22 protein-coding genes and 1 pseudogene are annotated in these 22918 nt (G+C 37.0%); 21 read left to right on the forward strand and 2 right to left on the reverse strand.

The window, feature by feature from the left end; translation table 11 throughout:
- Positions 1 to 71: 71 nt before the first annotated feature.
- From rpe to PI20285_RS00150, 10 genes and pseudogenes are all read left to right on the forward strand, one after another.
- Positions 72 to 731 carry a ribulose-phosphate 3-epimerase gene (rpe, locus tag PI20285_RS00105; protein WP_057774745.1) on the forward strand — a complete coding sequence of 220 codons (660 nt, stop codon included), beginning with the start codon at positions 72 to 74 and terminating at the stop codon, positions 729 to 731.
- A 216-nt stretch (positions 732 to 947) separates the two neighbouring features.
- On the forward strand, positions 948 to 1883 hold the full coding sequence (locus PI20285_RS00110) for a sugar phosphate isomerase/epimerase family protein (RefSeq protein ID WP_057774740.1): 936 nt from the start codon (positions 948 to 950) through the stop codon (positions 1881 to 1883).
- Positions 1884 to 1903: 20 nt separating this feature from the next.
- Positions 1904 to 3295, forward strand: coding sequence for a PTS transporter subunit EIIC (locus tag PI20285_RS00115; RefSeq protein WP_057774737.1), 1392 nt, complete (start codon positions 1904 to 1906; stop codon positions 3293 to 3295).
- 92 nt (positions 3296 to 3387) lie between these two features.
- A complete protein-coding gene (locus tag PI20285_RS00120; RefSeq protein ID WP_057774735.1) occupies positions 3388 to 4128 on the forward strand; it encodes a DeoR/GlpR family DNA-binding transcription regulator in 741 nt (246 codons plus the stop codon).
- Positions 4129 to 4147: 19 nt separating this feature from the next.
- Positions 4148 to 4624, forward strand: a complete 477-nt coding sequence (locus PI20285_RS00125; RefSeq protein ID WP_057774731.1) for a PTS sugar transporter subunit IIA — start codon at positions 4148 to 4150, stop codon at positions 4622 to 4624.
- 254 nt (positions 4625 to 4878) lie between these two features.
- Complete coding sequence (locus PI20285_RS00130; RefSeq protein WP_057774727.1) at positions 4879 to 5598, forward strand: GntR family transcriptional regulator; 720 nt, start codon at positions 4879 to 4881, stop codon at positions 5596 to 5598.
- 21 nt (positions 5599 to 5619) lie between these two features.
- A complete protein-coding gene (gene agaB / locus PI20285_RS00135) occupies positions 5620 to 6099 on the forward strand; it encodes a PTS galactosamine transporter subunit IIB (protein ID WP_057774725.1) in 480 nt (159 codons plus the stop codon).
- Positions 6100 to 6907 (forward strand): annotated as a pseudogene (agaC, locus tag PI20285_RS12115) (PTS galactosamine transporter subunit IIC).
- Positions 6897 to 7712 (forward strand): PTS galactosamine transporter subunit IID, encoded by an 816-nt coding sequence (gene agaD / locus PI20285_RS00145; protein WP_057774722.1) that lies wholly within the window; start codon positions 6897 to 6899, stop codon positions 7710 to 7712. Before agaC ends, agaD begins: the two are co-directional and overlap by 11 nt.
- 1 nt (position 7713) lies before the next feature.
- Positions 7714 to 8139 (forward strand): PTS sugar transporter subunit IIA domain-containing protein, encoded by a 426-nt coding sequence (locus PI20285_RS00150; RefSeq protein ID WP_057774719.1) that lies wholly within the window; start codon positions 7714 to 7716, stop codon positions 8137 to 8139.
- A gap of 168 nt (positions 8140 to 8307) precedes the next feature.
- Here the strand turns inward: PI20285_RS00150 and PI20285_RS00155 are convergent, their stop codons facing one another.
- A complete protein-coding gene (locus PI20285_RS00155) occupies positions 8308 to 8973 on the reverse strand; it encodes an HAD family hydrolase (protein WP_057774717.1) in 666 nt (221 codons plus the stop codon).
- Positions 8974 to 9357: 384 nt separating this feature from the next.
- Here PI20285_RS00155 and PI20285_RS00160 point away from each other — a divergent pair, with 384 nt between their 5' ends.
- The 11 genes from PI20285_RS00160 to sstT all read left to right on the forward strand — a co-directional run bounded on the left by PI20285_RS00160 (position 9358) and on the right by sstT (position 20553).
- A complete protein-coding gene (locus PI20285_RS00160) occupies positions 9358 to 10701 on the forward strand; it encodes a 6-phospho-alpha-glucosidase (protein ID WP_057774714.1) in 1344 nt (447 codons plus the stop codon).
- 110 nt (positions 10702 to 10811) lie between these two features.
- A complete protein-coding gene (locus tag PI20285_RS00165) occupies positions 10812 to 12515 on the forward strand; it encodes an alpha-glucoside-specific PTS transporter subunit IIBC (RefSeq protein ID WP_082623311.1) in 1704 nt (567 codons plus the stop codon).
- Positions 12516 to 12548: 33 nt separating this feature from the next.
- Positions 12549 to 12698 (forward strand): hypothetical protein, encoded by a 150-nt coding sequence (locus PI20285_RS11560; RefSeq protein ID WP_156406532.1) that lies wholly within the window; start codon positions 12549 to 12551, stop codon positions 12696 to 12698.
- A gap of 85 nt (positions 12699 to 12783) precedes the next feature.
- Positions 12784 to 13545 carry a MurR/RpiR family transcriptional regulator gene (locus PI20285_RS00170; protein ID WP_057774709.1) on the forward strand — a complete coding sequence of 254 codons (762 nt, stop codon included), beginning with the start codon at positions 12784 to 12786 and terminating at the stop codon, positions 13543 to 13545.
- 16 nt (positions 13546 to 13561) lie between these two features.
- Entirely contained in the window at positions 13562 to 14062 is a 501-nt protein-coding gene (locus tag PI20285_RS00175; RefSeq protein ID WP_057774706.1) for a hypothetical protein, read from the forward strand.
- Between the two features lie 51 nt (positions 14063 to 14113).
- On the forward strand, positions 14114 to 14617 hold the full coding sequence (locus PI20285_RS00180; RefSeq protein ID WP_105782153.1) for a PTS sugar transporter subunit IIA: 504 nt from the start codon (positions 14114 to 14116) through the stop codon (positions 14615 to 14617).
- 16 nt (positions 14618 to 14633) lie between these two features.
- Complete coding sequence (locus PI20285_RS00185; RefSeq protein WP_063698079.1) at positions 14634 to 14891, forward strand: transposase; 258 nt, start codon at positions 14634 to 14636, stop codon at positions 14889 to 14891.
- Complete coding sequence (locus PI20285_RS00190; RefSeq protein ID WP_105782154.1) at positions 14876 to 15760, forward strand: IS3 family transposase; 885 nt, start codon at positions 14876 to 14878, stop codon at positions 15758 to 15760. The genes PI20285_RS00185 and PI20285_RS00190 overlap by 16 nt, the downstream gene beginning before the upstream one ends.
- Before the next feature lie 88 nt (positions 15761 to 15848).
- On the forward strand, positions 15849 to 17219 hold the full coding sequence (locus PI20285_RS00195) for a lyase family protein (RefSeq protein WP_057774043.1): 1371 nt from the start codon (positions 15849 to 15851) through the stop codon (positions 17217 to 17219).
- 13 nt (positions 17220 to 17232) lie between these two features.
- On the forward strand, positions 17233 to 18921 hold the full coding sequence (locus PI20285_RS00200; protein WP_057774040.1) for a glycoside hydrolase family 13 protein: 1689 nt from the start codon (positions 17233 to 17235) through the stop codon (positions 18919 to 18921).
- A gap of 324 nt (positions 18922 to 19245) precedes the next feature.
- Positions 19246 to 20553 (forward strand): serine/threonine transporter SstT, encoded by a 1308-nt coding sequence (sstT, locus tag PI20285_RS00205; protein WP_057774039.1) that lies wholly within the window; start codon positions 19246 to 19248, stop codon positions 20551 to 20553.
- A 51-nt stretch (positions 20554 to 20604) separates the two neighbouring features.
- Here the strand turns inward: sstT and helD are convergent, their stop codons facing one another.
- The gene (gene helD, locus PI20285_RS00210; protein ID WP_057774037.1) at positions 20605 to 22911 is read right to left on the reverse strand and encodes an RNA polymerase recycling motor HelD; all 2307 of its coding nucleotides are present in this window, start codon (positions 22909 to 22911) and stop codon (positions 20605 to 20607) included.
- Positions 22912 to 22918: the final 7 nt, after the last annotated feature.

Here is a 22918-nt window from a genome sequence, read left to right on the forward strand (position 1 = left end):
AAAAAGTAAACGCTTAACATCTATTTTAGAGTAAACGTTTTCCCAGGCATTATAAGAAAAGGTGGTTGATTATGTCAATTTTAATTTGTCCTTCAATGATGTGCGCTAATTTTTCAAATATCAAAGATGAAGTTAATGAACTTGATCATGCGGGGGTTGATATTTTCCATATGGATGTGATGGACGGTCATTATGTTCCTAATGTTGCCTTAGGCGTTGAAGATTATAAGGCAATTCGGAAAAACACGGATACAATGATGGATATCCATCTTATGGTTTCAAATCCAGATCAATATGTGAACATTTTTTCGGATTTAAATCCGGATATTATTTATGTGCACCCAGATACAACATCTATGATTACGAGAACAATTGAAGAAATTCGTAAAAGGGGAATTCATCCAGGAATTGCAATTAATCCAGCAATTTCAGTTCCTCAGATACAAGAACTTCTATCTTTAGTTGACTATGTGCTAGTAATGACTGTGAACCCGGGCTTTGCTGGACAACCATTCTTAGATTATGTAATTCCTAAAATTGAAACATTAGCTAGTTTAAAAAATGGAAAAAATTTTAAATTATTAGTGGATGGAGCTATTTCGCCAGAAAGAATCAGCCAATTAGCTAAAATTGGTGTAGATGGTTTTATTTTGGGTACGTCTGCATTATTTGGAAAAAATAAGGCTTATGGTGAAATAATCCCCAGTTTAAGAGAATTAGGCAATAATTAAGAAATTTTTGAATTTTATTTTGGAAAACTATTGTCAAATTTGTATATATTTGAATAGCTCTTTTAGATTTAATCATGTTTAGGCAAAAGTATAACGTGGTAAATTTCTAAAAGAGCTTTCTTGTGAAAATAAATGAATATATTTGAATATAAATGGTTGCAAATGACAATAAATGGTGCTAAGCTGAATTTATCAAATAAATGGGAGGGCTTACAAATGAAGCTTGCAACTAGAATTAATTCATTTTTACCAGTTAACGACAACGATTTAAGAAAGGTTTTTAAGAAATTTAAGTCACTTGGCTTAAATTATGTCGACTTAAATTATCCTGAACATGTAAAAGATTATTCTTCAGCAGAAATGAAAGCGCTTCTTGAAGAAAACGATCTTAAATTAAATGGCGTGGCTTTACGATTCAAGGAAGATTACATAAGCGGAGAAATTGGAAATCCTGATCAAGCTATTGCAGCAAAAGGTCTGCAACTTTGCAAAGATGCGGCAGATTACTGTAGAGCTGTTGGCGGTCATGTAGTTACTGTTTGGTTGGCACATGATGGTTTTGACTATAATTTTCAGATTGACTATACAAATGTTTGGGCGCAACTAGTTAAAGCATTTCAGACTATGGCTGATTATGCACCAGATTTGCGCTTTAGTATCGAGTACAAACCGTTTCAACCAAGAGCATATGCGTTTATTGACAGCATGGGTGTTACAGGAATGATGCTAAGTGAAATCAATCGAAAAAATGTTGGTGTTACTTTAGATTACTGTCACATGTTGATGAAACACGAAAATCCAGCAATGGCTGCTGATATATTTGGTGGTCGTAAACAGCTGTTTGGAATTCATCTGAATGATGGTTATGGCATGAATGATGATGGTCTGATGATCGGAACGGCAAGTCCTTTTAAAACACTTGAATTTTTGTACTATCTGAAGAAACATTCTTATGCCGGTATGATTTACTTTGATACTTTCCCAGTTATCGAAGGAGCTACTGAGGAATGTGAGCAAAATATGGAAATGATTAAACATCTTGATGCGTTAATTGATAACGTTGGCCTTGAAGAAATTCAGAAAGTGATCGATCAAAACGATGCGATTGCAGCACACAAATTGTTGATGAAATTTTTAAGTAACCCTGCATAACAACATGAGGAGTGAATAAAATGAGTAAGGATTATAAACAGGCAGCCAAAGATATTTTGAAGGATATTGGCGGGGCAGAAAATGTTGGAAACATGACCCATTGTGCAACACGACTACGTTTGAATTTAATTGATCGATCGCTTGCTGATGATGCTAAAGTAGAGTCTATTCCGGAGGTATTGAATGTTGTATATAAGGCGGGTCAGTATCAGGTTTTGATTGGTACTGAAGTGCCCAAGGTATACGATGAATTTGAAAAGTTGGTAAAAATTGCTCGAGGTGATGCTCCAGCAGAGCTAACAGAAGATCAAGAAAAAGCAGCTAAGGGCAGTATCATTAGTCGAATGTTTTCTGCTATTTCCGCTATTTTTGCACCATTACTTCCGGCATTAGCAGGTTCAGGGATTTTACGTGGATTATTAATTTTAGCGGTGCAGGTTGGGTTTATTAAAACCGGTAGTGGTACCTATACTATTTTGTATGCCGCTTCAATGAGTGTGTTTTATTTCTTACCTGTCTTATTAGCATTTACTTCCGCAAAACGATTTGGTGCCAGTCCTTATTTATCAGCTTTAATTGGTGCCGCACTCCTTTACCCAGACCTTATTAATTTGATGGGTAAAACTGGAAATGGTGCCATGACTAATTTCTTTGGAATTCCAACTGTTTTGATGAATTACAATTCTACAGTTGTTCCAATTATTTTAGCTATTTGGGCATATTCATACTTGTATAAATGGTTGGATCGACACATCACAGAAAACTTAAAATTAGTTATTCTTCCCTTAGTATCTTTGGCCGTTATGCTGCCACTTACGATCATCGTTATTGGTCCCCTTGGTGTATACAGTGGTGAGGCCATTGCTTGGTTTGTTAATTGGCTGATTGGACGAAGCAGTATTTTAGCCGGCATCGTTGTTGGTGGTGGTTGGAGTGTCCTAGTAAGTATGGGAATTCACTGGGCAATTAATCCAATTATGATCAATAATATTGCGAATAATGGTTTCGATTATATTTGTCCTTGGACTTTTGCTTGTAATTTCGCCGTTATTGGAATGACAATCGGTGTTTGTTTTAAGTCACGAAACTCAAAGCTTCGAAGTTTTGCCCTAACAGGACTTGTAACAATTGGGTTATCAGCTATTATTGAACCTACGCTATTTGGATTATTAGTCAAAAATCGCAAATTATGGTTAGCACAAATTATTGGAGGTGCCGTTGGTGGTGCGTACCTTGGTTTGACCAAAGTTGTAACTAACGCATTTGTTTTTGGGAGTGTTACAACATTCCCAGCCTTTATTGAAAAAAATGGTGCTAATTTCTTAAATGCGATTATTGGATTAGGTATTTCGCTAGTAGTTGCAGCAGTACTTGCATACATCTTTACTAGTCGTGAGGAAAAATTAGCTTAATTAATTTATATCATTGAAAAAACCTCCATTATTCGTTATTGTGAAACTAAACAAGTAAAAAGCGGTTAACGCAAGTAAGATGGAGGATTAAGATGATTCCATATGAACGACAAAAGAAAATAATTCGGTTAATAGCAGGCAAGGACCTTGTTAAAATTGATGAATTACAAGTGCAATTGCCAAATATTTCAATATCCACGTTGCGGCGTGATCTAAAGGCGCTTGAGACTAACGGTAATATCGAGTATTTAGTTGGTGGTGCGATAAAAGCAACGGCAACAACTAGTGAGTTACCTATGTCAGAAAAAGCTACCTTACATGAAGAACAAAAAAAACAAATTGCTGTCCGCGCAGCTAACGAAGTTTGTGACAATGAGAGTGTTTATATTGATTCTGGGTCGAATAGTTCTTTGTTGCTAAATCAACTTCTAGATAGAGATATCACGATATATACAACAAATACAACGGTTTTTAATATTACTCGAAAAATTAAAGCAACAATCATACTTCTTGGTGGGCGTTATAACCCCTCAATTTCATCTCTTAGTGGAACCCTTACCGAAAATAACTTGATAGGTCTTTACTTTGACCGTGCTTTCTTAGGAGTTAACGGTGTAGATGATGTAAAAGGTGTGACTACACCAAACATTGATGAAGCAACTAAGAAAAGATTGATCAGGAAGAATGCTAAACAGACATATTTACTTTGTGATAGCAGCAAGTTCCATCGTGTTTCCTCTGTACGTGCGTTTGATCTTAAAAATGTTATTTTAATTTCCGATAAGAAGGATGCCAAAATTAGTAAATATGTGCCAATTTTACTTTCTGAATAGTGAAAGGAGTGCAATAGAAATGGGATTATTTTTTAACAAAAAAAAGCCAGTTGATTTATTTGCACCAGTTGCAGGAGTTCTTGAATCAATTGAAAAAGTTAGCGATGAGGTTTTTGCCAGCAAAGCTATGGGTGATGGTTTTGCTGTTAAACCCTCAAATGGTGAGGTCTATTCTCCAATAAATGGGACAGTTACTTCAGTTTTTCCAACAAAACATGCTGTTGGGTTGAAAACGAAAGATAAACTAGAGGTTTTAGTTCATTTAGGTATTGATACTGTAGAACTGAACGGTAAAGGATTTGAAATTTTTGTTAAAGAAGGCGATACTGTATCGCCTGAAACCAAGTTGGTTAGTGTTGATTTGAAATTCTTAGCCAGTGAAAAGAAGCCGGATGATATTATGGTGATTTTTACGAACTTGGATAAACGCACCTTGAACTATGAAGAAGGTAATGTTGCTCAGGGTGATAAAGTAGGAACAGTTGAACAAAGTTAATCAATTGATAATTGTTATTGGTTGGAAGATGCAAAACAGAATTAGGCAGGCTTACAGGTATTTGTGTAAGCCTGTTTTTTTGCTGAATTGGGACTTTTGGTAATTTTAAGTAGAGTTGACGGGTAACGTATACTTTTAATTAGAAGCCTAGGTGAGTATTTTAAGATAATTTACTGAAAGCGTTGACATTTTATAGAAGCGGGTGTTTAATATGAGTGTAGTTGTTATAACAACAATACAAGTTGGTGAACGAAATGGACAAAAATAATAATTATCCACTTTATCAAACCATGCTTGATGATTTGATAAGACAAATCGAGGCTGGAGAGCTTCTAGAGGATAGTAAACTTCCTTCGGAGCAACAGCTTGGGAAAATCTATCAAGTTAGTCGCATTACTGTCAGACGCGCACTGGCAGAACTGGAACAAAGACAATATATCTATAAGAAACAGGGACAGGGATCATTTGTATTAAAAAAGGATAAGCAGGATTTAGGAATTAAATTTGTTGATACTGAAAAAGCAATTAAGAATATGGGAATGAAACCTCGTATTGATCTAGAGTCTTTTCAAGTAATAGTTGACGGATCAGAGAAAGAGATTCGCAATTTAATGGGATTAACAGATGATGATTATATTTATAAAATTGAGCAATTATATTACGCTGACTCAGATCCTGTTTATTACGAAAAAACTTATTTAAAATACAGTCGTTTTCCGAGTATTAAAATGAGCGAGGTTACAAGCAACGAACTAATCCCATTTTTAATTAAGAAGTATCAATTGAAACAAATGCAATTCGCAAAGAGATCTAGTGCAGGCCTAATTACTGCAAAAACGCGACGTTTATTTAATGCAAATGTTGGAGATCCACTGGTTGAAATAATTAATAAAGGATTGGATCACCAACAATTGGTTTACTACTCAGAGGCAAAAGTAATTGGAATTTTACCAATGTTTCTTATAGAAGAATAAAAACAAAAGGAGATCTTTATTATGGCAGCACATATTGTACTTACACGCATTGACAATCGGTTAGTTCATGGACAAGTTGGGGTAGTTTGGACATCGTCGATTGGTGCAAATCTTTTATTAGTTGCAAATGACGATACTGCAAATGACAAGTTGCAACAAGAATTAATGGCTGCAACAGCTGAATCATCTGGAGTAGGAATTCGTTTTTGGACGATTCAAAAGACAATTGATAATATTCATCGTGCTGCTGATCGTCAAAAGATTTTCTTGGTTGTCCGGAATCCACAAGATGTGCTTAAATTGGTTCAAGGTGGCGTTCCTATTACTCAAGTAAATATTGGGAACATGCATTTTTCTGAAGGCAAGGAACAAATTACTAAGAAAGTATATATGGATCAAGCTGATAAGGATGCATTAAATGCAATTGCAGATTCAGGTGTTGATGTATTTGTTCAAGATGTTCCAGAAGATAGAAAACAATTATTGAAAGAAGTGATTTAAATGACGGTTACCTTAGGAGAGGGTCTCTTAGTTTCTCTATTTGCTTTAATTGCGGGAATTGATTTTTGGTTAGAAGGTTTTTATATTTTCCGACCAATGATCGTCTGTACCGTAACTGGCTTTTTACTTGGAGATCTAAAACTCGGAATAATTGCAGGTGGGCTTACTGAACTTGCCTTTGCTGGACTAACCCCAGTTGGTGGGACACAGCCACCGAACCCTATAATGGCCGGAATTATGACGGTCGTAATTGCTCATACAACAGGGCATTCACCTGCTACGGCAATTGGTTTAGCACTTCCTTTTAGTATTTTGATGCAATACATTATTTTATTCTACTATTCAGCGTTTTCTGTTTTCACTAAGAAGCTAGATGAATATGCAAAAGAAGCAGATACTAAGAAGTTTTCACGATTGGCATTTATGCCAACGATCCTTGTTGCAATTACCTATGCCGTTATGGCTTTCCTCTGTGTTTATGGGGGCACAAGGTCCAATGCGTGAACTTGTGAACGCTATGCCAGGCTGGTTAAGCCATGGATTCCAAATTGCAGGGGGAATTCTTCCTGCCGTTGGATTTGGTGTTTTACTTAAAAGTATGCTTAAAGGCAAATATGTACCATACTTATTGCTTGGTTTTACCGCTGCGTGCTTCATTAAATTTGGTAATTTAATGCCAGTTGCAGTAATTGGCGCGGCTTTAGCATTTATTGAGTATGGACGTGCAAGACACGACAGCAATATTGAGAAAAAATTGAAGAGTATTCAAGAGAGCTCAAACGGTGGGGGTGACGAAGATGGCATCTAATAGTACAACTCCAAAAAGAGGAAAATTAAGTAGTAAAGATATTACCAAATTGGGTTTACGGTCTGTTTATAACCAGTCAGCAATGAATTATGAACGTATGCAAGCTGATGGCTGGACAATGGCCATGACGCCAATGTTGAAAAAAGTTTATGCTGATGATACAGATGGATTAGCTGCAGCTATGAGTGCTAATTTACAATTTATTAATACAAATAATACTGCTGCTCCCTTATTGATGGGATTGTTAGCATCACTTGAAGAAAGTGGTGAACAACGTTCCACAATTGATGGATTGCGAATTGCATTATTTGGACCCTTAGCTGGTATAGGTGATGCAATTACTTGGTTTACTATTTTACCTATTGTGGCCGGAATTACAGCTTCGTTTGCGAAACAAGGTAGTATCTTAGGACCTTTAGTATTCTTTCTCGTATATGTAGCGATGTTCTTTATACGTATTCCAATTGCACATTTAGGTTATACAGCAGGTACAAAGGCTATTGATTCCATTCGAGAAAACTCAGCAATTGTGTCTCATGCCGCATCAGTTTTAGGATGCACGGTTATTGGTGGCTTAATTGCCAGTTATGTACAAATTAAGGTCTTAACCAAGATACCTGTTTCTGCAGGGCATACTATTTCTATTCAGACTCAGTTCTTTGATCGAATTTTTCCGAATATTTTACCATTAGGATATACGTTCTTACTTTATTACTTATTGAAGAAAAAGAACGCTAGTCCAGTACTCTTAATCTTAATGACGTTTGTACTAGCAATTCTACTTTCATGGATGGGAGTGCTTTAAAATGCAAATCATAGTGACAGGACATGGAAATTTTGCATCGGGTATTGGGTCAACCGTGAAATTATTAGCGGGTTCTATCGACGGTGTCCAATACATTGATTTTACTGAAGATATGAATGAAAATAATTTAGCAAAAAAATTTAAAGATATAATTTCTAATGGTGAAAAAACGTTGTTTTTCTGTGACTTAGTTGGCGGAACACCTTATAAACAGGCTGTAGTTGCAAGTGATGGTCAAGAAGACAGAATTGCTGTTGTTGCGGGATGCAATGTTGGATCATTACTTGAACTGGGTTTGAACAGTGGTGTTTTAAAAGATCAATCAATCTTAGATATTGCAAACTTGTTTGTTGAAACGAGCAAGAAGAATACCAAAGTGTTTGCTCATGCTGAACAAGAAGAAGAAGTTCCGGATGATGGTATTTAAAGGATTTCGGATAGCAATAGAATTTTACTTAATTTACGATGTATATGATGTATAAGAGTAACCATAGGAGTGGTGTATATCCTATGGTTACTTTTTTAATAAAGTTGCAAAATTTCTATCGGTTCGGGACATAGTGAGAAATTAGTCTGTGAAGGATGTTTTTCTACTTTAATTTTGTTCAATTACATTTGATAAATTCAGGTAATTATTTATTTTTAAATCAGCTCCAAAATCTTGGGACCTGGTATGGTTATCTGAAATCTGAACAACTTTAAGGGCGCTTGCATTTCGAGCCGCTAGAATTCCAGAGGGCGAATCTTCTATAATCAGTGATTCACTAGGCTTAGCCTTAATTTTTCTCATACCACTGAGAAAAATGTCTGGAGCTGGTTTTCCTGGAAGACTACCGTCACTGTAGGCAACTTCTTTAATATTAAACCACTTACTTAAGTTTAAATGGGTAAAGAAAAATTTTAAATTATCCAATTCGGAGGCGGTTGCGATATTTATATTAATATCGTTTGATATACACCAATCTAAAAATTCAGGAAGACCAGTTACCAACTTAAAATGAACAGGGTCTTCAAGACACATCTGTTGATATATCATCTCCTTTTTATTTGACAGAACTCTAAGTCTTTTTTCTGTTAGATGTGTTTGAAGAAAATACTCAAATGTATCACGATTTGTACGACCTGCGACGTGAAGTGCAAATTCGTTTTCAGTAACTTTCTTTTTAGCTATGTCTGCCAAAACCTCTAACCAGGCCTGCTTTTGTATTGAGTTATCGAAAATAATCGTGCCGTTAAAATCAAATATTATATTTTTAATCATTTTTGTGAACCTCCCATAGAGCTTTTACAATTGTATGCGCTTTCTTGTGAATGTATCACGTTTACGCAAAACTCTCAAATGAAAAGGATCTAATTTACTCAAATAGAGTTTATGATTCATCTTATTTTAAATTTATAGTGAATTAAGTGTTTATCAAAACGTTTCCAGACACTTATTTTTAATAAGCCTAACGGTGCAGAACGGCTTAGTGGCCCTTTTTGAATCTTGAAATGCATTTCAAGATACGAAATGAAATCAGAAAACTGAAACGGGTCCCTAAGTATGCTGAAACCCTTGAATAGCAGTCTTTACGATGTGATAATATCCTTGTAATCAAATGAAAGCGTTTTAAAAAACGCAAAAAATTGAATGGAGGAATTTCACATGGTTGCACAAAAAGATGATCGAAAATTTTCTGTTTTGATTGCTGGCGGAGGTAGTACATATACACCAGGGATCGTGCTGACGTTGTTAAATGGTTTGGATAAGTTTCCACTTCGGAAATTAAAATTCTATGACAACGATGGCGAGCGTCAGAAAAAAATTGCTGATGCTACAGCGATTTTAATTAAAGAACGCGCACCAGAAATTGAATTTGAAGCAACTACAGATCCTAAAGAAGCTTTTACAGATGTTGATTTCGTTATGGCACAGATTCGTGTTGGGAAATATGCAATGCGCAGTCAAGACGAAAAAATCCCACTAAAACATGGCGTTGTTGGGCAAGAGACAACTGGACCTGGAGGCATCGCATATGGGCTACGTTCAATTCCAGGAGTTATTCAATTAGTAGATTACATGGAAAAGTATTCGCCTAATGCTTGGATGTTGAACTACTCAAATCCTGCTGCAATTGTTGCCGAAGCAACACGACGTGAACGTCCAAATTCGAAGATTATTAATATTTGTGACATGCCAATTGATATTATGGATCGTATGGCAGCTATTCTTGGTTTTAAGGATCGTAATGATCTGGACTTTAGATATTATGGATTAAATCATTTTGGTTGGTGGACAGAGGTTACTGATAAAAAAGGTAACGACATGATGCCGAAGTTGAAAGAATATGTTTCCAAAAATGGCTATTGGGTTGGCGGCGATTACGACGCCCATACTGAAAAGAGCTGGGAGGAAACATTCAAGAAGGCAGCGGATGTCTATAAACTGGATCCAACAACTTTACCTAATACTTACTTGAAGTATTACATGTACCCATCTTGGGTTGTAAAAAATTCCGATCCAAACTATACACGTACTGATGAAGTAGAAGCACACCGACAAAAAATGGTGTTTGGCGAATGCAAACGAATTGTTGATGCAGGAACTGCTAAAGATACTGAATTCAAGCCAGATGAGCATTCTACTTACATCGTTGATCTATGTACAGCGATTGCTTATAACACACATCAACGTATGTTAGCTATCATTCCTAATGAAGGAGCTATTTCAAATATTGATCCTACAGCTACTGTTGAAGTTCCTTGCTTGTTTGGGGCAAATGGTCCAGAACGATTAGCAATGGGCAAGGCTGCAACATATCAACAAGGTATGATTACAGAACAAAATAGTGTTGAAAAATTAGCCGTTGATGCTTGGCAAGAACATTCTTATACTAAACTTTGGGAATCATTTAGTTTATGCAAAATTGTACCAGACGCAGGTGTTGCAAAAGATATTCTTGATGATATGATCGTTGCCAATAAAGATTTTTGGCCAGAACTTAAGTAGTTAAAACTTAATGACAACAAGAGAGGAAAAGTTTATCAATAGTAATAAATATTGGAGCTTTTCCTCTTGTTTTGAAAATTAATAAATTTAAGAAATCGAGATGAACTCTTATGATGCAAAAATTACAAAAATTCGGAGCAGCTATGTTTGTTCCGGTGCTGTTATTTTCATTTGCTGGTTTAGTCGTGGCGTTTGGTTCTTTATTTACTAATCCAGAAATTTTTAAAACCTTGGCGCAACCGGGGACATTGTGGTATGGGATTTGGTACACCTTTGAGGAAGGTGGGTGGACTATATTTAGGCAAGTTCCGTTGTTGTTTGTTGTAGGATTGCCTATTGGGCTTGCTAAAAAATCCCAAGGCCGTGCGGCATTAGAATCACTTGTTACTTATTTAACATTTAATTATTTTGTAGGAGCAATTTTAAGCCAATGGGGTCCATTCTTTGGCGTTAATAACTATGCCAAAGATATTGTTGCTAACTCAACTAACGGCGGGTTAACAATGATCGCCGGAATCAAAACTCTTGATACTAGTATTGTAGGGGCGTTAGTTGTAGCTGGAATTGTTGTTTATATACACAATCGTTTCTTTGACACTAAGTTGCCAGATTGGTTAGGTACATTCCAAGGATCAGCATTTGTTGTCATTCTTGGATACGTAAGCATGCTTTTGTTAGCAATTGTAACTTGTTTGGTATGGCCAAAAGTTCAATTAGGGATCGCAAGTTTTCAAGGATTTATGCGATCATCAGGTGTAGTTGGTGTTTGGGTATATTGTTTCTTACAACGTGTCCTAATTCCAACGGGACTACATCATTTTATCTACATTCCATTTCAGTATGGACCTGCTGCTGTTGCTGGAGGATTACAGCCATGGTGGCTAAAGCACCTCACAGAATTTGCTGCAAGTTCACAACCATTAAAGACTTTAGCACCATCGATGGGTTTTGAACTATTTGGAAATGAAAAAGTCTTTGGTATTCCTGCAATTTGTTTAGCATTCTATGCAACAGCAAGAAAAAATCGAAAAAAACAAACAGCTGCCTTGCTAATTCCAGCCGGATTGACTTCAGTATTTGCTGGAATTACAGAGCCAGTTGAGTTTACTTTCTTATTTGCAGCTCCAGTGCTTTGGTTTGTACATTCGTTTCTTGCAGCAACACTTGATGCAACAATGTATGTATTTGGTGTAGTTGGGCAATTTGATTCTGGATTAATCGCTTTTGCTAGTGAAAACTGGATTCCATTATGGGCCAATCATTGGCAAACATGGGTTACGCAAATTGTCATTGGATTGATTTTCTCAGTGATTTATTACTTTGTATTTAAGTTATTAATTGAACGCTTTAATTTTGTAACTCCTGGTAGAGAAGCCGAAGGTGAAGAAACGAAGCTAATCAATAAAAAGGAATATAAAGCAAAGAAGACGTCAGGTAAGGCAAACGATCCTTATATAGAGCGTGCCACAGCTTATCTTGAAGGATTAGGCGGTAGCGGTAATGTCGAAGATATAACAAGTTGCGCCACTCGATTACGAGTTACTGTTAAAGATCCAGAAAAAGTAGAAGGTGATGCCCAATTCAAAAATAACAAAGCCGTTGGTGTTGTTCGTCATGGTAAAGCAGTACAAGTTATTGTTGGATTGGATGTCGCACAGGTTCTTGAAAAAATTCAGGATCTTTCAAGTGGACCAGTAGGAGTTACAACACATGATGATGTTATGGTAGATAATTCAAGTGTTGAAAATGCTACACCTATGCAACAAAATGCCAGTTTGATTTTAGACTCAGTTGGGACCATTAACAATGTTTAGAGTGTCAATGATACAGAAGACGGAGTCGTGGTTATGGTAGTTGATCCGGAACAGGTTGACGCTAAAGAAATATTCATGGGTCTTGGATTAGAAATTACTGATGTTATTCAGAGTGGTAAAAAAGTTACAATTAAAATAAAAAACCATGATGTTTATGCGCATGCAATGGCCGCTCAGTTATAAAATGAAAACGCTGTTACACAATGAAAACCCTGTTATACTATGTTTATAGGTTTAAATATAGGAATAGAGTAGATGGTGCTTATTAATGAAGTTTGAGGAATATGTGAATGACCATTTTGATAGTTTAAATGATACCGAAAAGCTAATTGTAGATTTCATTCTAAAGAATCGTATGGACGTTACTAAAATGAGTATTTCTGATTTGGCAGATAAATGTCTTGTATCACGGTCTTCCGTTTTTAGATTTACTAGAAAGATCGGATTGGGTGGATTTAATCAATTAAGATTTGTTCTGAAAGAAGAAGTGAATACACTTAAGCCAGAGGTTGAAACAAATTATTTGGAGGCAACAACCCAGGCAGTCACAAATGCAACTCAACAGTTTCAATCTGTTAAAATGAATGATATTTATGCAAATTTAGAAAAAGCTAATGATGTATATATATATTCAACTGGATGGGAACAAGAGATTATTTCTGAACAGTTACAGAGAAATTTCTTTCTTGCTGGGAAAAAAGTTTATTCACTTCCGGCGGCAGTTGATGAACTCCAGATGGCAATACAGCGTATGAAATCGGACGATATGTTGCTTGTTGTTTCCTATAGTGGTAATAACAAGCAACTACTGAAAAGTATTAAGCAAGCGGTTATTCAAGGCATAGTTACACTTTCATTTACACCGTTTAAACAAAATGCTCTAGCAGAAATGTGTAGATACAACCTATATTACAGTGTTGTAGAGAAAAAGGTTTCCAATATTAAAGATGTGGAAATTTTCTTTACGGGACTATATGTTTTAAATGACTTACTAGTAATGGGATTTTCAGATTACTTAAAGAATAAATAGATGAGGGGCAAAAGACATGACAGTATATAAAAAAAGTTTTTTTTCGAAAATTGGAAAGAAAATAGTTAGATTTTTAAATTATAATGCAAAAAAAGCATTAAATATTTATATTGCAGTGTTGGCCTTAACAGCAGTTGCTAATGTGGCGTACATTGGTTTTTTAGCAAATATAACTCAAGTAACTTTAAGAAACTTTCTAGATAAAAATCCGATAAATACTGTGATGTTGATTATTACAATAATGGATACTATTGTTGCTTATATATTATGGATGGAAAAGGACCATTTGCTGGATAATCAAAAGAGATTCCAAGGTACATTAATATATTTAAGCGTTTTACAAATACTTGTTGGGAACTTTGTTGCTTTTATATTAGGTATTATTGCCTTTTTTACTAGTCAAGAGCTTCCTCAAAAAGGAAATAAGTATTTTGAAAAAAACGAATTAGTTCCATTGGTGCTTATTGCTGTTGTCTATTTATTTTGCTTGTTCCTACTTTTGAAATTGGCAGTTTAAGTATAGATCGTTATTTGATAGTAATTGAAAAATCTGTTAGGAGGTAATGAGATGTTTGGGTTTGGAAAGAAGAAGAACCAGAATGTTGTTGCTGCAGCCACCGGAAAATTGGAACCGATTACTGAAGTGAAGGATGATGTATTTTCTCAAAAAATGATGGGTGATGGATACGCTATCGAACCGGTCCTAAATGAGGTCTATTCTCCCGTTAGTGGCGTTATATCAACAGTGTTCCCCACAAAGCATGCGATTGGAATTACTACAGATAAAGGGTTAGAAGTGCTCGTGCACATGGGACTTGATACAGTAGATTTAAAAGGGGCACCTTTTAAAAGCCATGTTGAACAAGGACAGAGTGTGAGTGAAAACACGTTGTTATCTGAAATGGATATTAAGGCTGTTAAGGATTCTGGACGTGAAGCAACTGTGGTAATTGTTTATACCAATATGGATTTATTAAAAGATGTAGCCGAAGTTAAATCTACGCAAGTTGAACATGGAGATGCTGGATGTAGTATGAATCTATGGACACGATTTAGTATAATGCCATTATAGGAAGGATCGTGTTCTGATGTCTAAACAGAAATACTCAGTTGATTTCAAAAAAATGATCGTTAAACTCTACCAGGATGGCACCTCGGTAGTTGAGCTTACAAATGAATATGGTATTGCAAATGTCACTATTTACAAATGGATCAATTTATACAAAGAGGACAAAGAAACTGGTGCCTCGAAAGCTGATATTTTAGCGCTACAGAAGCGTCTTAATCGGCTTGAAAGTGAGAATGATATCTTAAAAAAAGCCTTAACCATATTCGCCAAAAAGTAAGCTCGGAAGATTGGCAAGCCGCAATCAAACCAAATCTAAAGCAACATCGCATTAAGGAGATCTGTCAGGTACTACAAGTCCCTCGTTCCACGTATTATGATCAACAGAATCATTATATCTCACCACAAGCAGAACATCGAAAGACGCTCTGCCAAGCGATCAAGCGCATTTATTATAATCACCGTCGGGTCTATGGCGCTCCTAAGATTTTAAAGGAATTGAAAAAAGAGGGACTAGCCGCAAGCATCAAGTTAGTTCAGCGTTTAATGCGCCAAATGGAACTTAAATCGATCACCCTAAAGAAGTGGCATTACCAACAAGCAAATAATATCGACGAAGCGAATTATCCGAACCTGCTCGCTCAGGATTTTAGCACGACAGCACCAAATCAAAAATGGTGTGCCGATATCACTTACGTTCACACCAAAGCTGATGGCTGGTGTTATTTATCAAGCATCCAGGATCTGTATTCACGTAAAATCATTGCCCACAAGTTGAGTCGTCACATGACTGCCGATCTAGTGCTCGACACTTTAAAACAAGCTTTTGAAACCAGAAAAGTAACAGACCAGTTGATCATTCATACCGATTTAGGCAGTCAATACCGCAGCACCACCTTTGAAGAACTTCTACGACAACGCCATATCCAGCACTCTTATAGCAAGCGCGGTTGTCCATATGACAATTCAGTTCTGGAGTCATTCCATGCCAGCTTAAAAAAAGAGGAAGTTTATCAGACCCATTACCAAAATTTTGATGAAGCAAATGTGGCTTTATTTAGCTACATTGAGAGCTTTTACAACAATGATCGGATTCATAGTGCCATTGATTATTTAACCCCGAATGAAAAGGAAGAATTAGTCGCTTAAATTATACATAAACGTGTCCGGATTCTTGACTCAGATCCATGCTGTCGGCGCTTTACAGTACAAATAATGTGATTAGGGTTGTGATACTATGTCGGAAATCAAAGATTCTAATAGTTTAGCTTTAAAAGACTATGGGATAAATGAGCTTCTTAGTAAAGATTCTATGTATATCTCTTGGCTTGAAGTGGAAAAGGCAATCGCTCATGCTCAGGGGGAGTTAGGTATTATACCGCAAGAATTTGCTAATACTATTGAGCAAAGAGCACAATATAAAAATATTAATTTAGAAAAGGTGAACGCTTTATATTTACAACAAGGTCACAGCTTTTATCCATTTGTTGAGGTTTTTAGCGATGAGTGTGGAGAAGCCGGTAAATACGTGCATTACGGTGTAACTACACAAAACGTACAGCAGACCGGTGAACTTTTAGTCGCAAAAGAAATAAACAGTAGATTTTTGATTATTATTTCTGACATTCTTGAAAATCTTGCTAATTTGGCAGAAAAATATAGTGAGTCCATTATGCCAGGAAGAACTCATGGTAGGCATGCTGTTCCAATTACATTTGGATTTAAAGTTGCAACTTGGATTTCTGACATTCTTGGTGCAACACAACAAGTAAAGAATTTTCATAGTAGTAGTTTTACTTCTATGTGTGGAGGAGCAGTAGGAGCATATAATTCCCTTGGCGAGCTGGGCCCAGAGCTAAATAGCCGTGTTGGAGATATCCTAGGGTTGACTCCAATGGACGTACCAGCACGTAATATTCATTCTAATATTTTAGAATATATCAATGAACTGGCAATGTTGGTAAACCCCTTAAACAGAATTGCTGAGGAAGTGTTTTCAACATCAATAGAAGAATTTGGAGAATTATCTGAACACTATGTATCTGGTCAAGTCGGTAGTAGTACAATGCCTCAGAAGATAAACCCAAAACTTTCTAAAGGAATTATTGCAAATTCTGAAAAGCTTTATTCAATAGTTGGTTCACTGTATTATGCTTCGGCTAGGCCTTTTGAAGCTGATAGCTCAACAAATATGCTTCTAGATGACCAATTACATGAAGCGTTAGGGTTAGTTAAAGAAATTTTAACGCGGGCAGAAGAACTGACAGGAACACTACAAGTACACACCAGCAAAATGGAAGCCAATTTGAAAATTACTGATGGGTTAGATAACACCGAAAATCTGATGATGCACTTGGCTAAAATTATTGGAAAAACTAAGGCACATGAAGTTCTATATAATATTTCGATAAATGCTGAAGAAACTGGCGTTAGCTTTAGAGAACAAGTGCTGGCAAATAAAAAATTAGATCAATATTTCTCGAAAAAAGAATTAACGAGCATGATGGATCCAAGAAATTATACAGGGCTATCTACCGAAATTTCGTTAAGTCAGGCAAAAAAAGCAAAAGAACAATCATTTATTTTGAGACGTTTGTATTCAAATTAACATAAGGAGGGAAATCATGAAAAAGAATTGGTGGCAGGAGGCAGTTGTCTACCAAATTTATCCTAGAAGTTTTCAAGATACAAATAATGATGGTATCGGGGATTTAAGGGGAGTTATTCAACACCTAGATTATATTAAAAATTTGGGAGTAGATGTAATTTGGTTAAATCCAATCTACTCATCTCCAAACGATGATAATGGTTATGATATTGCTGATTATCGAAAGATTATGCAAGACTTTGGTACGATGGATGATTTTAATCAATTGTTAATTAGCGCCCATAAAAAAGGCCTCAAAATTATGATGGATTTGGTAGTCAATCATACTTCTGATGAGCATCATTGGTTTATGGAAAGCCGAAAAAATAAGGATAATAAGTATCGTGATTATTATTTCTGGAGAGACCCAAGAGAGGGCAAAGAGCCTAACAATTGGAAAAGTAATTTTAGTGGATCAGCCTGGCAGTATGATAAATCAACAGATCAATATTATATGCATCTTTTTTCAAAAAAACAGCCTGATCTAAACTGGGACAATTCTGAGGTTCGACAAGAAGTTTATGGTCTTATGAAATTCTGGTTGGACAAAGGGGTCGACGGTTTTCGAATGGATGTTATTAATTTGATTTCAAAGAAACCAGGTTTGCCAGATGACCCTAATGCATCACAAGGAGCTGTAGAAGATGCAATGAGTTGGGTGGCAAATGGCCCTAAGGTACATGATTATCTGAAAGAAATGAACCGTAAAGTACTTTCCAAATATGACGTTATGACCGTTGGAGAAACGCCGGCCGCTTCTACTCAGGATGCAATAAAATACACTGGGTTTAATCGACAAGAGTTAGAAATGGTCTTTCAATTTGAACATATGGGGTTAGATTGGAGCAAAAATGGATTAGGTAAGTGGAGTACAAATAAGGTTTCGTTGACAGCATTAAAAGAAGTCATGTCACGTTGGCAAAATGATTTAGACGGAAAGGCGTGGAATTCTTTATACTGGAATAACCATGATCAACCGCGAGTTGTTTCTAGATTTGGTAATGACTCGAAAGAATACAGAGTTCGCTCTGCTAAGATGTTGGGATTGCTATTGCATTTTATGCAGGGAACTCCATACATTTACCAAGGTGAAGAAATTGGAATGACTAACGTTAAATTTGAAGATATTCATGAGTATAAGGATTTAGAAACACTAAATGCTTATAATGAAATTGTTAAGGAAAACAAACAAATATCGGCTGGAGATATGATGAGATATATTCACCACTCTTCACGAGACAATGCCCGAACACCAATGCAATGGAATCAAAATGTAAATGCTGGATTCTCGACAGTGGATCCTTGGATTAAGGTAAATCCATCTTATAAATTAATCAACGTTGAAAAGGATTTAAAAGATCCAAATTCAATTTATTCCTTTTATAAAAAAATGAATGAATTAAGGCATAAATACAGCGTTATTGTATATGGAGATTATGAACTTTTGGATCCGGAAGACGAAAAAGTATTTGCTTATAAGCGTAGTCTTGATGGTCAATCATTATTGATAGTAGCAAATTTCACATCTGAAGAACTTACACGATCATACAATGAATATGGAGATATGGCAGGAAAGTTATTATTAAGTAATTATTCCGACGACCAAAAAACAAAATTACGTCCTTACGAAGCAAAGGTTTACTACTACGGTAAAGGAAAATAGTAGTAGAAATCACAGATAGTTTTAGAAACAAAACATTATTCCTTGTTGACTGCATAATAAAACAAGAGCGTACTGTACCCATTAGATAATCTTGATTAATAATCCCTTCATGGTTCTCAGATGAAATAATATAATTCATCTGACAACCATAGAGGGATTTTTCTGTGTCTAGATCTAGATGCTCGGCCAGCGTGAAACTGGAGATGATGATTGCTCAAAAGTGATGTTTTTGTGAGAAAAATTAAAAATAAATTAAAAAATGTTTCTTTTTATCATATATTCCGATATACTAGGTCATAACTAAAAAGAATGGATGTGAAACTTATGTGGGATAAATTTACTAGCATTTCGCTGATTAAGCGAATTTTGATTGGAATTATCGTTGGTGCAGTTCTAGGAGTGGGGGTCCCACACTTGACCTGGATCACGATCCTCGGTGATCTTTTTGTCAATTCACTAAAAGCAATTGCCCCATTATTAGTTTTTCTGTTAATTTTATCTTCAATGGCCAAACACGAAAAGGGTTCGAAAACCCATATGCGATCAATTGTGGTTCTGTACTTAGTGGCAACATTGGTGGCAGCCGTGGTAGCAGTTGGCGCCAGCTATCTGTTCCCAGTTGAAATCCTTTTGCCCAAAGTATCAGATGCAACCACTGCAGTACCTAAAAGTATTGCGACTGTGTTGAAAGGTGTGCTTAACAATGCGATTGAAAATCCTGTCAAAGCCCTAGTAGAGGGTCAATACTTGGCAATTCTAGTCTGGGCAAGTTTGATTGGTGTTGGCTTGCGAGCGGCCAGCAAACAAACGAAACAGGTTGTCAATGAACTTTCGAATGCAGTGACAGGTGTGGTTCAGTTAATCATTCAGCTGGCACCATTTGGAATTATTGGCCTCGTATTTACGTCGGTTTCAGAATCTGGGCTTGTCGGTTTGGCAAAATATGGCCAGCTAGTCTTATTGGTAGTGGGTTCGATGATGTTTGTTTCGCTGATTGTCTATCCAGCAATGGTGTGGTTGATGACCCATCAAAATCCTTATCCATTAACGTTTTTTACGCTCCGTGAAAGTGGCATTCCAGCGTTCTTTACAAGAAGTTCTGCCGTGAACATTCCGATTAACATGGATCTTAGTCGGCGCCTGGGATTAAGCAAGAAAACCTATGCCATTTCAATTCCACTGGGAGCTTCCGCAAACAGTGGCGGCGCAGCAATGACCATCTCGATTATGACTTTAGCGACAACGCACACCCTCGGAATGGAAGTCTCGTTTCCATTGGCATTCCTGCTTTGTTTACTATCCGCCATTTCGGCAACTGGCGCTTCAGGAATTGAAGGCGGCTCGTTACTTTTAATCCCTATGGCTTGTAGCCTGTTTGGCATTTCGAATGACATTGCGATGCAAGTCGTCGGAGTTGGTTTCATCATTGGCGTGATTCAAGATTCAGTGGAAACGGCCGTTAACTCTGCTAGCGATTTACTTTTTACAGCCACTGCAGAGTTTGCAGATCTACGCCGTGCCGGTACACCAGTCAACATCAGTGAGCGTGTTCGGCAGGCCAAAAAGAATGAACCTTCAACGCAAGATGATGACCAACTGGATATTCAATCAGTTGAAAATGAAGCAGATTAGTAAATAAAATAGGCATCCAAACGCTTTTTAAGAGCGGCTGGATGCCTATTTTCATTGGATCTGAACCAGTTTATCTTCTCCAGTCACCGCTTCTTGCACAAGTGGCGAAACTGGGCCAATACTCAACAGAGTCAATTCATGCATGGCCCGGGATGCCATGGTGTATATGATTCCGGTTGAACTCGCATCAGGATAATTGTTTTCACAGATGTTGTAGGCAATTACAGAATCAAATTCTAGCCCCTTAGCTAGGTAAATAGGCATGATCAAGACACCTTTGGGCAAAGCTAAGTCGGCATCGGTCAGTAAATGAGCCTGGGTATCTTGGTGAATTTGTTCAAATACTTGGCGACTTTCTGACACATTGCGCGTCAAGATCGCCACAGTGCCATAGGTTTGTAATTGTTTTTTACAAAGATTGATGAGTGTCTCGCGACTTTCTGTGAAGTTATCGCGAACTAAAATTGTTGGTAAACTCCCATCGCGGCTAAATGCTTGAATCTGATCACCGTCTGGAAGCAATGATTTAGCGAAATTTGTAATCGGAAAAGTTGATCGATAGCTTCGGTTCAGAGTGATTAAATTAGCTCGGCGAACGGCGAAGGCTTCCTTTAAATTGTCCAACAATTGTTGAGGAGCTTCCACATTTTTGAAAAGGGCTTGCTCACTGTCACCAAGTAATGTGAATTTGGCGTTTGGAAAGGCATGTTTAAAGTAAATCATCTGGGCAAGTGAGTAATCCTGCATTTCATCCACAAAAATATGTTGGATTTGGCGATTACGACCTCCACCAGTGATCAAATCACGCATTAAAAGCAACGGAGCGGCATCTACTAAACGTAGGCGGTGAAATTCAATGGCCTGTTGAAAGGCGAAACAATGTGCTTGCCAATCATCAGCTGAGATTTCTTTAGGTAGCCGAATCTGTTTTAAAAACTGTGTGAACTGGGTATAAGGGTCCACAAAGTAATTGTTGTAGAGTGCATCGTAAACGACTTGAAAGTATTTGGAGACGATTTTTTTACCGATGTAATGAATTTCATCATCGTAGCTTTCAAAGTCATGGAGCTTTTTGGTGCCAGTTAAGTCGTTATATTGCTCATTACTTAAGTGATCAATTTGTTCGTGAACCCAATCAGCATTGGCCTCTTGATCAATACGATTTTTCAATCGTTTGATGAGGGCATTTTTGGTTTTTAAAAACCGGTCAGCAGGTGACATGGTCAAAGGCAATTGTTGGTAGATTTTGCGAATCTCGTCAGCAGTGAAAAATGGCTTTTCTTTAAATAAGACATTAGAAAACTGAATATCCTCTGCAGTGAGATTGGCCACATAATTAGCGATCAACTGCATGAATTCGGCGCTTTCTTCAAAGGCGTTGATTGTTTGTTGGGCTTCAGAACGACGGTCATCTTTTTCGTAACGGTCAAATAAAGATTCGACGTTTAACCCTTGGAACCGCTGAGACAAAAAGTCGGCGAGGGTAATCTGCCGCATATTATGTTCGCCTAAGCTTGGTAAAACATCAGAAATATAGCGACTGTACAATCGGTTAGGTGAGAACAGCACAATTTCTTCTGCATCCAGTGATTGGCGACTGTGATATAGCAAAAATGCTATTCGCTGAAGGATAGCAGAAGTTTTTCCACTGCCGGCCACACCTTGGACCACGAGTAAATCGCTAGTTGTATCGCGAATAATATCGTTTTGTTCTTTTTGAATGGTCGCCACAATGTTGGCCATATACGTGTCATTTTGTTGGCCAAGGACCTCTTGTAAAATTTCATCGCCAACGGTTTCGTTCGTATCAAACAAGTTCTTGATTTCACCGTTTTGAATCGAAAATTGGCGTTTCTTTATTAAATCGGTGGTCATTTTACCGGCAGGTGCTTGATAGGAAACCTTACCGAGACTGCCGTTGTAATAAACACTGGAAATAGGAGCTCGCCAGTCATAAATGAGAAAATTTTCGTGTTCATCGGTAAATGAAGCAGTTCCGATATAAAGGGTTTCTGGTTCGGATTCGTCCGGATCCTGAATATCAATGCGTCCAAAGTAGGGAGACTTTTGCAGTTGTTTATAGGTCGCAACTTGGCGATTGAGAATCGTTTCGTTTTCAACGGCACTGGCAACCAGGCCCTTTTGCTGTTGAACTTCCGCATTAGTTTCGATTCGGTCATCGGCTTCGAAAGTGTTGATTTTGGCATTTTGAGAATAGTTGCCTTCAACAGAACGTCTTTCGTTGTGAGCTTGATTATAGAGTTTTTGAGTGTGATCGGCTTGCTTGCCAATTTTTTTAATGATGTCATCAACGCGGTGTTGCTCGCGTTGGAATTCTTCTGGATCAACAGTGCTCATAGCATGA

It is taken from the genome of Pediococcus inopinatus, assembly GCF_002982135.1.
In the GTDB taxonomy this organism is placed as follows: Bacteria; Bacillota; Bacilli; order Lactobacillales; family Lactobacillaceae; genus Pediococcus; species Pediococcus inopinatus.